Annotated in this window: 10 protein-coding genes; 7 read left to right on the forward strand and 3 right to left on the reverse strand. The window is 49.0% G+C overall.

Features of this window, described 5'->3' with window-relative positions:
- The first annotated feature begins 107 nt into the window (after positions 1 to 107).
- Positions 108 to 1,799: a long-chain-fatty-acid--CoA ligase FadD gene (fadD, locus tag AC6R03_RS04845; RefSeq protein ID WP_500630310.1), complete on the forward strand. Its 1,692-nt coding sequence runs from the start codon at positions 108 to 110 to the stop codon at positions 1,797 to 1,799.
- A 110-nt stretch (positions 1,800 to 1,909) separates the two neighbouring features.
- Positions 1,910 to 3,025 carry a ribonuclease D gene (gene rnd, locus AC6R03_RS04850; protein ID WP_500630309.1) on the forward strand — a complete coding sequence of 372 codons (1,116 nt, stop codon included), beginning with the start codon at positions 1,910 to 1,912 and terminating at the stop codon, positions 3,023 to 3,025.
- A 73-nt stretch (positions 3,026 to 3,098) separates the two neighbouring features.
- Here rnd and AC6R03_RS04855 read toward each other — a convergent pair whose 3' ends face one another.
- Both AC6R03_RS04855 and rne read right to left on the reverse strand, forming a co-directional pair.
- Complete coding sequence (locus AC6R03_RS04855) at positions 3,099 to 4,658, reverse strand: SulP family inorganic anion transporter (protein WP_334552541.1); 1,560 nt, start codon at positions 4,656 to 4,658, stop codon at positions 3,099 to 3,101.
- A gap of 258 nt (positions 4,659 to 4,916) precedes the next feature.
- A complete protein-coding gene (rne, locus tag AC6R03_RS04860) occupies positions 4,917 to 7,961 on the reverse strand; it encodes a ribonuclease E (protein ID WP_500630308.1) in 3,045 nt (1,014 codons plus the stop codon).
- 571 nt (positions 7,962 to 8,532) lie between these two features.
- Between rne and rluC the strand changes: the two genes are divergently transcribed.
- Entirely contained in the window at positions 8,533 to 9,474 is a 942-nt protein-coding gene (rluC, locus tag AC6R03_RS04865; RefSeq protein ID WP_500630307.1) for a 23S rRNA pseudouridine(955/2504/2580) synthase RluC, read from the forward strand.
- A gap of 46 nt (positions 9,475 to 9,520) precedes the next feature.
- Here rluC and AC6R03_RS04870 read toward each other — a convergent pair whose 3' ends face one another.
- Entirely contained in the window at positions 9,521 to 10,102 is a 582-nt protein-coding gene (locus AC6R03_RS04870; protein WP_500630306.1) for a Maf family protein, read from the reverse strand.
- 149 nt (positions 10,103 to 10,251) lie between these two features.
- Between AC6R03_RS04870 and yceD the strand changes: the two genes are divergently transcribed.
- Genes yceD through AC6R03_RS04890 form a run of 4 tightly spaced genes read left to right on the forward strand, consistent with a single transcriptional unit; the run spans position 10,252 to position 13,031 of the window.
- Positions 10,252 to 10,776, forward strand: a complete 525-nt coding sequence (gene yceD / locus AC6R03_RS04875; RefSeq protein WP_500630305.1) for a 23S rRNA accumulation protein YceD — start codon at positions 10,252 to 10,254, stop codon at positions 10,774 to 10,776.
- 48 nt (positions 10,777 to 10,824) lie between these two features.
- On the forward strand, positions 10,825 to 10,995 hold the full coding sequence (gene rpmF, locus AC6R03_RS04880; RefSeq protein ID WP_014232495.1) for a 50S ribosomal protein L32: 171 nt from the start codon (positions 10,825 to 10,827) through the stop codon (positions 10,993 to 10,995).
- 9 nt (positions 10,996 to 11,004) lie between these two features.
- A complete protein-coding gene (plsX, locus tag AC6R03_RS04885) occupies positions 11,005 to 12,045 on the forward strand; it encodes a phosphate acyltransferase PlsX (RefSeq protein ID WP_334552536.1) in 1,041 nt (346 codons plus the stop codon).
- A gap of 5 nt (positions 12,046 to 12,050) precedes the next feature.
- Positions 12,051 to 13,031, forward strand: a complete 981-nt coding sequence (locus AC6R03_RS04890) for a beta-ketoacyl-ACP synthase III (RefSeq protein ID WP_500630304.1) — start codon at positions 12,051 to 12,053, stop codon at positions 13,029 to 13,031.
- The last annotated feature ends 27 nt before the right edge of the window (positions 13,032 to 13,058 follow it).

The raw sequence follows: 13,058 nt of genomic DNA on the forward strand, positions 1-13,058 counted from the left end.
CAAGTGTTTGAGTCTTCCGTGCGCGGGCGCTGCGCCTGTGCTGTAATAGGCCAATAACAACATAACGATATCGGCGCGCGCACGCTGTTTTTTCGAGGAGTATTAACGTGGATAAACCTTGGTTGTCACGCTATCCAAGCGATGTACCTGAGCACATTAACCCGGACCAGTATCCATCTCTGGTTGAGATGTTTGAGCAGTCCGTACAAAAATACGCGGATCAACCTGCTTTTGTGAATATGGGGTCGGTGATGACCTTCCGTAAATTGGAGGAACGCAGCCGAGCGTTTGCCGCCTATTTACAAAACGATCTTAAGTTGCAAAAGGGTGATCGCGTCGCGTTGATGATGCCAAACTTGCTGCAATATCCGGTCGCCCTGTTTGGTGTATTGCGAGCTGGGCTGATCGCCGTCAACGTTAACCCGCTTTACACGCCACGTGAGTTGGAGCATCAGCTCAATGACTCTGGTGCCAAAGCGATTGTGATTGTCTCCAACTTTGCCAGTACGCTTGAGCAAGTGGTGGAGAACACGCCTGTTAAGCACGTGGTGTTGACGAGCCTTGGGCAAATGCTGCCTCGAGCGAAAGGTACCTTGGTCGATTTTGTCGTTAAGTACGTCAAAGGCATGGTGCCAAAATATGACTTGCCTGGGGCGATCTCGATGCGCAAAGCCCTCCACAAAGGCCGTCGTCTACAGTACGTGAAGCCGTTTATGTCGGGGGATGACATTGCATTCTTGCAATACACGGGCGGGACGACAGGGGTGGCGAAAGGCGCAATCCTAACCCACCGCAATATGATTGCTAACGTTTTGCAGGCGAAAGGTGCTTACGGCCCTGTCTTGACAGAAGGGCGTGAATTAGTGGTAACAGCGCTGCCGCTGTATCACGTATTCGCTCTGACGGTGAACTGTTTGCTGTTTGTTGAACTGGGGTGCCAGAACCTGTTGATCACCAACCCAAGAGACATTCCAGGCTTTGTCAAAGAGTTGCAAAAGCACCCTTTCACCGCGATCACTGGGGTGAACACCTTGTTCAATGCCTTGGTGAGCAATGAAGATTTCCACGAACTTGATTTCAGCAAGCTTAAGCTCGCCGTTGGTGGTGGCATGGCGGTGCAGCGCGCGGTTGCCGACCAATGGAAGAAGACAACTGGCATTCACTTACTTGAAGGCTATGGTCTGACCGAATGCTCGCCGCTAGTAACGGGGAACCCTTACGATTTGAAAGACTACACAGGTGCGATTGGATTGCCTGTTCCTTCAACGGAAGTGCGTATTGTGGATGATGCCGGACAGGTATTACCAACCACCGAGGTTGGAGAACTACAAGTACGCGGCCCTCAAGTGATGCAAGGTTACTGGCAGCGTCCGGAAGCGACTAAAGAGGTGATCAACAGCGAAGGTTGGTTGTCAACGGGTGACATCGTCAAATTCGATGAGCACGGCATGATTTATATTGTCGATCGTAAAAAAGACATGATTCTGGTCTCCGGTTTCAACGTCTACCCGAATGAGATAGAAGATGTGGTTGCTCTGCATGGCAAGGTGCTGGAAGTGGCGGCAATCGGTCAATCTCACGATGTCTCTGGTGAAGTGGTCAAAGTGTACGTTGTCAAGCGAGATCCAAGCCTCACCAAAGAGGAAGTGATTGCTCACAGTCGTAAGCATCTGACCGGCTATAAAGTGCCAAAATTGGTTGAGTTTAGAGAAGACTTACCTAAAACCAACGTTGGTAAGATTTTACGTCGCGTTCTGCGAGAGGAAAACGAAGCGAATCTGGCCAAGCACGATAGCTAAACTCGCTAAGCAGATCGTAAGCTTTGATGTTAGAATGCCGACATAACCATGGTCGGCATTTTTTATGTGCCGCAACTAGAACGCCACTCTATAGGCGTAGCGAGACCTTTGTGAATTACCAAATCATTACCGATACCCAACAACTAAACTCTATCTGCCAGCAAGCACGCCAGGTGGATGTAGTGATGCTCGATACCGAGTTTGTCAGAACGCGTACCTTCTACCCACAGCTAGGGCTGATACAACTGTTCGATGGCGAGCAGCTCTCATTAATCGATCCAACCGTGATTGATGACATGAGTGAGTTTGTGGCTCTGCTCAAAGACAGCTCGGTGCTGAAAGTGCTCCACGCCTGTGGTGAAGATTTAGAAGTGTTTAACAATAGCTTTGATTGCTTGCCGTTTCCCATGGTAGACACGCAAGTGATGGCGGCGTTTCTCGGCCATGGCCTGTCAACCGGCTTTGCTGCCCTGGTTGATCACTACTTAGGTGTAGAGCTCGATAAAAGTGAATCACGCACCGATTGGTTAGCTCGTCCACTCTCAGATAAGCAACTCGACTACGCGGCGGCAGACGTGTTCTACCTCTTGCCACTGTATGAAAAACTGCTTGATGCAGTGACTCAAGCAGGCTGGTGGGACGCAGCGCAGCAGGAGAGCGAAATGCTGGCCGCAAAGCGAATCAAAAGTATCGATCCAGCTAACGCTTATTTAGACATCAAGGGCGCATGGCAACTGAAACCTAAAGAGCTGGCCATATTGAAGCCTCTGGCCACTTGGCGTTATAAAGAAGCGCTGCGTCGTGACTTAGCGTTAAACTTTGTGTTTAAAGAAAATGATTTGCTCAACGTCGCGAGACTGGGTTTGCAAAACAAGCAGCGTATGGAGCAAGAAGGCATGGACCCAAGATCCGTGCAACGTCATGCTACGCGACTCATTTCGTTGGTGAAAGAAGCCAAAATGACGCCAGCAGACGAGTACCCAGAGAAAATTGAACGTTTGATGGATTTACCAGGCTACAAGCAGGTGTTTAAACGTCTAAAGGATGAAGTTAAACACGCTGGACAAAGCTCAGGTCTGGCGACTGAATTCATTGCCTCAAAAAAACAGCTCAATCAGATCATCACTTGGGTATGGAAAAAAGACCGAGATCCTGCGGCCTTACCGGACGTGATGCAAGGATGGCGTAAGTCCTTAGTGGGCGAAAAGTTGAATCAACTGCTGTAATCATCGCGGTTAATAAAAAGGGCTTCCAATTGGAAGCCCTTACTGTTTCTGTGCTATCGATAAAAGCGAACCGTTAGCCTGCTAAGACGTCGGTGGCCACCTTGTAGCTTGGGTCTTCTTTGACATTGATTTCCACTAAGCTACCGGCTTTATGTAGCAGCTTACGGCAGTCTGGACTGAGATGGCGCAGGTGCAATGTCTTACCGACGGTCGCGTAGCGATCCGCCAAGGTTTCAATGGCCTCAATCGCTGAGTGGTCAGTGACGCGAGAGTCGGCAAAATCGACGATCACATCACTTGGATCATCTTGTGCGTTAAACAGCTCAAGGAAGTTGGCGGTAGAGCCAAAAAACACCGGACCATGAATCTTGTACTCTTTTGACCCCTCGTCATTGATGCGCGTATCAGCATAAATGTGTTTGGCGTGCTGCCATGCAAACATCAAGGCAGAAGCGATCACACCGACCGCAACGGCGACGGCCAGGTCAGTTAATACCGTGACCACAGTGACGAGAACAATCACGAAGAAATCTTGTTTTGGTACGCGGCGTGCTAGTTTGAAGGTTGCCCATTCAAAGGTACCGATCACAACCATAAACATGACGCCAACCAGAGCCGCCAGCGGAATCATCTCAATCAGAGCCGACGCAAATAAAATAAACATCAGCAAGGCAACCGCAGCAACAATACCGGAAAGGCGGCCACGACCACCCGAATTGACGTTAATCATCGATTGACCAATCATGGCACAACCACCCATCGCGCCAAAGACGGAGCAAGTCATGTTCGCCATACCTTGGCCGATACATTCGCGGTTAGATTGACCGCGAGTATTGGTCATTTCATCGAGAACCGTCAGGGTTAATAGTGATTCGATCAGGCCAATCGCCGCTAAAATGATGGCGTAGGGTAGGATGATTTGCAGCGTCTCAAGGGTAAACGGCACCATAGGGATGGAGAAGGTGGGCAGTGAGCCCGCCAGTGTCGCAGCATCATCACCAGACATGGTACGAAGAAAGTCAACCACGGTACGTGTTTCGAGGTCTAAACCCACCACCAAAGCGGTGACGGTCACGATGGCCACGAGCGAAGAGGGCACTGCTGTAGTGATTTTAGGCAAGAAATGGATGATGGCCATGGTCAGTGCAACTAAGCCCAACATCAGCATCATTTGACCTTGTGGTAGCCAAGTCAGCATACCGTTGATATCCGGGGCTTTAAATTGGCCTAACTGAGCGAGGAAGATAACGATCGCCAATCCATTCACAAAGCCGATCATCACAGGGTGAGGTACGATGCGAATAAATTTACCTAGCTTAAAGATACCCGCGGCGACTTGTAAGATGCCGGCAAGCATGATGGCAGCGAATAAATACTGTACGCCATGACTGGCAACCAGTGAAACCATAACCACGGCCATGGCACCCGTCGCGCCTGAAATCATACCTGGACGACCGCCAAAAATGGACGTAATTAAACCAACAATAAAGGCGGCGTACAGGCCAACCATAGGGTCAACGCCGGCGACAAACGCGAAAGCGACGGCTTCTGGGACTAAAGCCAGGGCGACCGTTAGGCCAGAGAGCACATCGTTTTTCACCGAGTGCTTAGAAAATTGAGGAAATTCAAACATACTTATTTTGTTCTGCTCATGAGTTAGGCCTAGTCTGAATGACGTCATAGTGCGCAAAATGCGATGATACTTTTGATATGGGTATCGAAAGGGTTGCTAAAACGTTAATTCAGTTCGTGACCGCGAATGCTACCTAAAAGTGTGATTAAGTTCAATAATGACTAGAGTGTAGCATGTGGTGTGTGACACAGTGAGGGTGTATCACAGAGAAAAAACAGCCCCAAAAAGGGGCTGTCTTACTGAGGGATTAAGGTTGTATTAGTAACCTTGTGGCTTTGCCATCGCTGCGCTTGCCTGGTTGCGCGCGACTTGACTGCCGGCTCCTTTAGGCTGATAGCGCTCTTGACGAAGAGGCGCGGCGACCACTGAAATCTCTTTCATTTCATCGCTGCCAGGGGCTTTAGCCATCGGCGCAGAAGCAAATCCTTTCAGAGGAGAAGCCTTCGCTGGCTTAACTACTTTCGGTTCCGGTTTGACTTCTGCCTGTTCAACTACGGGTTCAACAGCTGGGGTCACTAGCTCAGAGACGTCCGCTGGCGCTGATTCCGTCGCGACGGTCTCTTCAACCACCTTGTCTGCAACGGCTTCAACTGGCGCTGGAGCCTCTACCGTTTCGGCTTTGACCGCTTTAGGTGCTTCAGGAGTGACGTTCACCACTTCGGCTTCCACTGGTGAAGGCACGGTCTCAGCTTGAGCCTGGACAGGTTGCTCGCGACGAATGATCACTTTACCCATTGCCATTTCTGGGCAGGCAAATCCACCAAGGGTCACTGTTACCTCTGTGGTCTCTTTTTCCACTTTAGGCTTCGCAGTTGGTTTAGTAATGCCGTAGCTTGGCATCACTTTACCCATCGCCATTTCTGGTGACGCGACACCGCCTTTGCGCAAACGGAACGGGTTAGGGCGACGATCACGTCCACGACGACGACGCTGACCACTTGCACGTAAGTGACGCGGTGAGCGGCGGTTGCGGCGCTGCTTAGGCTGTTCAGCTTGTTCATTCGCTGTGTCGTTCGTCTGTTCAACGGACTCAACAACCGCCTCAGCTTTTGCTTCTTGAGCATCGGCATCGGCTTGGGCCTGAGCTTGTTGATCTTTCACGCGAACCTGTTTGGTGAGTTTGCGGCGCTGGCGACGCTCTTTCACTTTTTCAGTTTTCTCTTCACGCGCTTTGGTAGGCTCAGTTTGCTGGGCATCAGCGGCAAGCTTCAATCCTTCTTCCGCAACTTTCGCATTGCCTTTTGTGGCATCATCGCGCTTGGTATTGCGGCGATCTTGCTTTGGCTTGCGGTTCTGGCTCTTACGCTCAGTGGTCGCGTTGCTTTCTGTTGCTTCGACTTCATCGCGATTGTTATTGCGACGCTTGTCATCACGGTTGCTATTGCGACGGCGGTCATCACGGTTGCTATTGCGACGGCGGTCATCACGGTTATCGCGTTTGTCATCACGATTGTTGTTACGACGGCGATTGTCATTACGACCACGACGGTTGCGATTGTTGTTACTCGCGTTGTCTTTCTTCTCGCTTTCGACTGGTTTTTCTTCTTTCTTCTCTGCTTCGCTATTAGAACCAAACAAGAAGCCAGCCAGTGCTTTAAACAGGCGAGCAACGACGCCAGGTTGAGCCGGAGTCTCTTCAACCGGTTTCTCTACCGCTTTTGGCGCAGCAGGTGGTGGCGTTGGTGCAGATGGTGTTGCCGAGGCAAATCCTTTAAGAGCAGGCTCTTCGATTTTCTTCGGTTTCACTTCTGTTTCTGCAACATCACGGCTTTCTGCTTCCTTCATCGCTTCCAATTTTTGTGGTAGCAAATAAGAGAGCAGATCAAACTCTTCACCTTCACGTACACGAATCACATCGAAGTGAGGGGTTTCCATGTCAGAGTTCGGTACCACGGTAATTTTAACTTCTTGAATGCGTTCGATGTGGTTAACCGAGCGACGTTTTTCATTCAACAAGTAAGAAGCGATAGGTACAGGAACTACAGCCAACACTTGGGCAGTGTTGTCTTTTAGTGCTTCTTCTTCAATCAAGCGCAATACTGACAGGGCGAGTGATTCGTTATCACGCACCACGCCTGTACCGCTACAGCGAGGACAAATATGGTGGCTTGCTTCTGCAAGCGACGGGCTTAGGCGTTGACGAGACATTTCTAGCAAGCCAAAGCGAGAGATACGACCAATTTGCACGCGCGCTCTGTCCATACGAACCGCGTCACGAAGGCGGTTTTCAACTTCACGCTGGTGACGCACCGGTGTCATGTCGATGAAGTCGATAACGACCAGGCCACCCAAATCACGTAAACGCAATTGGCGTGCGATCTCATCCGCCGCTTCTAGGTTAGTATTGAGCGCTGTCTCTTCAATGTCGCCGCCTTTGGTGGCGCGTGCCGAGTTGATATCGATAGACGTCAACGCTTCCGTTGGGTCAATAACGATAGAACCGCCTGAAGGCAGGCGCACTTCGCGTTGGAAGGCAGATTCTATCTGGCTTTCAATTTGGTAGTGGCTAAACAGTGGCACTTCACCATCGTACTTTTTCACACGATTGACAAAGTCAGGACGCACCAAACGGATGTGCTCAAGTGCACGTTCGTAAATGGTGTTGCTGTCGATCAGGATTTCACCAATATCGCGGCGCAAATAGTCACGAATCGCTCGGACAATCACGTTACTTTCTTGGTGAATCAAGAACGGTGCTGGATTCGCATCAGAGGCTTGTTTGATCGCACCCCAATGGTTAAGCAGAACGTTCAAGTCCCACTTCAGCTCTTCAGCACTTTTGCCCACACCCGCGGTGCGAACAATCAGTCCCATGCCTTGCGGGAGCTCAAGCGTGCTCAATGCCGCTTTGAGTTCAGTACGCTCGTCGCCTTCAATGCGTCGAGAAATACCACCCGCGCGTGGGTTGTTTGGCATTAATACAAGGTAACTACCCGCAAGAGAGATAAAGGTGGTTAAGGCTGCGCCTTTACTACCACGCTCTTCTTTCTCTACCTGCACGATCACTTCTTGGCCTTCCTTTAGCACTTCTTTAATGCTTGGACGACCTTGATAGGTGTAACCGTTAGGGAAGTATTCGCGGGCAATTTCTTTGAGAGGGAGGAAACCGTGTCTTTCTGCACCGTAGTCAACGAAGGCGGCCTCTAGACTAGGTTCGATGCGGGTGATACGTCCTTTGTAGATATTTGCTTTCTTTGATTCATGTCCTGGACTTTCGATATCTAGATCATACAGTCGCTGGCCATCAACCAGTGCAACACGCAACTCTTCTTTTTGAGTTGCGTTAATTAACATTCTTTTCATTGATAAATCTCGTTGTCATTCTTTTGTATATTGTTGCCTTTTTTCTCTATCACGGTGCCTGATCCCATGGCTTATGTCGTTGCAGCCTCCCGGCTGGAGGGATGCTCTCAGGGCACTTCAGTCTTACACGCGCTGGCGTGTAAGCCGCTATCATTAGCGGTCGATACTCAAACATGATGGAGCAGTAAGCAGGGCAACAATTTTACTAATGTCGAAAATGTCTTACGCCGTATGCTGCATTTTGCTAAATTAGCTGGCTACTTACCGTCTTGCGCTAAGATGATTGGGTTTGTGTAAAATGCAACCAAATCATTTATTGCAGGTGTGAACTATAGCAGTACCCAGTAAACACAGCAATCTGCTTTATAATAAAACGCTAAAAAATCAAATTTTGTTTTTTATAAAACCTTGTATTTAAAGTTATTAGTTTGGTTTTAATACAGATTTGCAAATGCCACGGTTAAAAAGTATCCGTAGCAGAACTGAGACTCATTGTTTGAGATAAAACCGCGTTTAAATTGCAGAGGAAATGTGATTTCAAGCACGGTTATGAGAGTGTTAGAATAGCCCGATGAGCGAAATTAGAACGAAAGTCCAATTCGTCGATATAGATGACGACATGGCTGGTCAGCGCATTGATAACTTTTTGCGCAACCAACTCAAAAGCCTGCCGAAAAGTGTGGTTTACCGCATTTTGCGCAAAGGCGAAGTACGAGTGAACAAAAAACGCGTCAAAGCTGAGTACAAACTGCAAGCGGGTGACTTGGTTCGAATTCCGCCGGTGACGGTCGAAGAAAAAACCGACGATATTGCCCCAAGCACAAAGCTGAGTAAGGTGGCGGAGCTAGAGCAGATGATCATTTTCGAAGATGATCACTTACTCATTCTCAATAAACCCTCGGGTACCGCAGTCCATGGTGGCAGTGGCTTGAAGTTCGGTGCGATTGAAGCGTTGAGAGCATTGAGGCCCCAAGCTCGATTTTTGGAATTGGTGCACCGTATCGACCGCGACACATCTGGGATTTTACTTGTGGCTAAAAAACGCTCAGCACTGCGTCACCTGCAAGCGCAATTTAGAGAGAAAACCGTCAAAAAGCGTTACTTTGCTCTCGTGATGGGGAAATGGAAGCGCAGTTGCAAAGTGGTCAATGCGCCACTGTTGAAAAACGAAGTAAACAGCATTGTGCGCGTCAACCCCAATGGCAAAGCGTCTGAGACGCGCTTTAAAATAATCGAAGAGTTTGAACAGGCGACCTTAATTCAGGCCAGTCCAATTACAGGGCGCACTCACCAGATCCGTGTGCACACCCAATATGCAGGTCATCCTATCGCATGGGATGACCGATATGGAGATCGCCGGTTTGATGCCTATACCGGGCAAGTCGGTTTGGATCGCCTGTTTTTACATGCGGCGACGATCCAATTTGTCCATCCGCAGACGCAAGATTGGATGGAGATTAGCGCGCCGATGGAGCCAAAGCTTGAAAAGGCGTTAGCCGGGCTAAGGTCCTAACCCCAGTGGTTCCTGCGTGTGATGAGTAACAAGAGTGCGTGTCAGTCTAAAGGACGGATACGCCCTCTTGCTCAAGCATGTCAACCAAATCAATCAAGGGTAATCCGACCAAGGTGTTGGGGTCCTTGCCTTCTAAGCGCTCAAACAGCGCAATACCTAACCCTTCACTTTTAAAGCTCCCTGCGCAATAAAAGGGCTGCTCTTTATCGACATAGCGTTCAATTTGCTGCTCGGTGAGCGTGCGAAAATGTACGGTAAACGTATCGACGCGGGTGTGCAGCGCTTGGGTGGCACTGTTGAATAAGGCAACGCCTGTGTAAAAACAGATCGCACGGCCGCTTTGCCGACGCAATTGTTCAATGGCGCGCTCACGTGTATGGGGCTTACCAACAATTTCGCCGTCAATCACACACACTTGATCGCTACCGATGACAAGGCTCGGCTGCGATAGTGAACAACCTTGCGCTTTACCCACTGCGAGACGTTCCACTAACGCTTGAGGTGATTCGTTTCTTAGTGGCGTTTCGTCACAGTCTGGTGCGATGGCGCTAAACGTGAGACCGAGTTTTTCCAACAATAGTTTACGGTAGGGAGAGGTGGACGCTAAGACGAGTGGGTAAGAGTACATTTTAAATCATCAGTGTTTTGTTTGATTTAGGTGAGCTTAAAGGATCTTTTTGCTAAGATCATTGCTCTGGTGGAGCAAAGGAAAAAAAGTCCAACTTTTTCTCCTTTTTCTTTGACTCAAAATGAATTGGAAGATAGAATTCGCGCCCTATGCAAAAGGTAAAAATACCGCGAACGGTTGATCCCGCAAGAGCGGCTCAAAAGCGTCTTGATTATGATGGTATCATTCAAGAAAGTCTTTTTAAGCGCTTAAGCGAATCAGTCGAAGGCGTTAAACGCGACGCTCAAGTGTCATTGTCATTTGAGTTGGATGAACAGCGACTTGTTGTTATCTCTGGTAAAGCTAACATCGAAGTCGATTTAGAGTGTCAACGCTGTAATGAGGTTTTCGCACATGAGTGCGAAGTCGAATTCACTTACACGCCATACTATAGCGAGAAGAGTGAAGAAGACGCACCGGAAGAGTACGATTTGGTAGATCTGAACGAGTACGGTGAAGTCGACCTAATACAGTTAGTTGAAGACGAGTTCATTCTCAACTTGCCTCAAGTAGCAATGCATGATGAAGCGGATTGTAGCGTTGATTCAGATAGCATGGTGTTTGGTGACCTTCCAGAAGAGGTAGTGGAAGAGAAGCCGAATCCATTCGATGTTTTGAAAAGCTTAAAGCGTTAACTTTTTAGTAAGCAAGACACTTTAAGAACTAACATAGGAGTAGGGTCAATGGCCGTACAAAAAAACCGTAAAACACGTTCTAAGCGTGGTATGCGTCGTTCACACGATGCCCTAACTACAGCTGCACTTTCTGTTGACGCAACTTCAGGTGAAACTCACCTACGTCACAACGTGACTGCTGAAGGTTACTACCGCGGCAAGAAGGTTATCAACAAGTAAGGTTGACCTTTGCAAAATATAACCGTTGCACTTGATGCAATGGGCGGGGATTTCGGTCCTCGCGTTACAGTGCCTGCCGCCGTGCAGGCACTGTCGCATTTCCCAGAGCTAAAAGTGATCATCTTGGGTGATCAGCACATGATCACAACCCAACTCTCCCAACTTGGTGTTCAGTCCAACGCACGGTTACGCGTTGTGCACAGTGACCGAGTCATTTCTAACTCAGAAAAACCTTCTCTAGCGCTGCGCAATAGTGCGAATACGTCCATGGCGATGGCAATCGATGCGGTATCCAACGCTGAAGCGGATGCGTGTGTCAGCGGTGGCAACACCGGCGCGTTAATGGCATTGTCACGCTTCAAGCTTAAGCTTTTACCGGGTATTGAACGTCCTGCATTAATTTCTGCGTTGCCAACGGCATCCGGCGGTAAAACCTGGATGTTGGATTTAGGGGCCAATGTCTCGAGTGACGCCGATTCGCTGTTTCAATTTGCGGTAATGGGCAGTGCGTTAGTCGAACAATACTTGGGTAAACCGCCACGAGTCGCTATTCTCAATATCGGCGCTGAAGAGATCAAAGGTAATGATCTCGTTAAACGCTGCGCTGAAATGCTTTCTCAGACTCAGTCGGTCAATTTTGTCGGCTATATTGAAGGCAACCAATTGTTACGCGATGCCGCTGATGTCGTCGTTTGTGATGGTTTTGTGGGCAATATCTGCCTCAAAACCTGTGAAGGGACAGCGCAACTCTTTATCGATAAGTTGAAATCACACATGATGGCCTCATCTATAAAGGGTTGGATTGCAAGAAAATTATTTTCTGGCTTATTTAATGAGCTAAAAACCCTGAACCCCGACCAGTATAACGGCGCAAGTTTGCTAGGATTGCGCGGCATTGTCATAAAAAGCCATGGAAGTGCTGATGTAGACGCGGTCATCAATGCCATTGGTGAAGCACTACACGAGGTCAAACGACAAGTACCAAGCCGTATTAGTGATCGTTTGGAAACGGTTCTGTTCGATCAGCAACCCCAAGAGAGGCATTACTAGTCTTCATGTATAGCAAAATTTTAGGTACTGGCAGCTACCTGCCATCTCAGGTGCGTTCAAACGCAGACTTAGAGAAAATGGTAGATACAAGTGATGAGTGGATTGTTGCTCGCACGGGTATTAAAGAGCGTCGTATTGCTGCGGAAAATGAAACCGTTGCAGATATGGGTTACCAAGCGGCGAAAAATGCTATCGAGATGGCAGGCATTGACAAGAACGACATCGACATGATTCTTGTTGCGACCACCAGTGGTTCACATGCATTTCCATCAGCGGCCTGTCAGGTGCAAGCCTTGCTTGGCATTAAACACTGCCCAGCGTTTGACATGGCTGCGGCGTGTTCCGGCTTTGTTTACGCACTGTCGGTGGCCGATCAGTACATCAAAACCGGTCATTGCAAACACATCTTGGTGATCGGCGCTGATGCGTTATCAAAAACCTGTGACCCGAGTGATCGCTCGACCGTGATCTTGTTTGGTGATGCCGCTGGTGCGGTTATTGTAGGCGCGAGTAATGAGCCGGGTATTTTGTCGACCACCATTAATGCCGACGGTCGCTTTGGCGACCTACTGAGCTTGAAATACCCTAATCGCCGTGAAGAAATCAGCAGTGACTTTGAGCACAGTGATGACATCAATAGCTGGTTGCACATGGCGGGTAATGAAGTCTTCAAAGTAGCGGTGACTCAGTTGTCTCGCCTTGTGACGGAAACTCTCAAGCAAAACGGCATGGATAAAACCGAGCTGGATTGGTTGGTGCCACATCAGGCAAACCTTCGCATTATTTCTGCGACCGCGAAGAAGTTGGCGATGTCAATGGATCAAGTCGTGGTCACACTGGATAGGCACGGTAACACCTCTGCGGCGACAGTACCGACTGCACTTGATGAAGCCGTACGTGATGGGCGTATTCAGCGTGGGCAAACCTTGCTGCTTGAAGCCTTTGGCGGTGGCTTCACATGGGGTTCAGCCCTAGTGAAGTTTTAATCACGCAAGAATTCAAATTGAAGATGC

It is taken from the genome of Vibrio sp. R10-SG-ISO4, assembly GCF_059834135.1.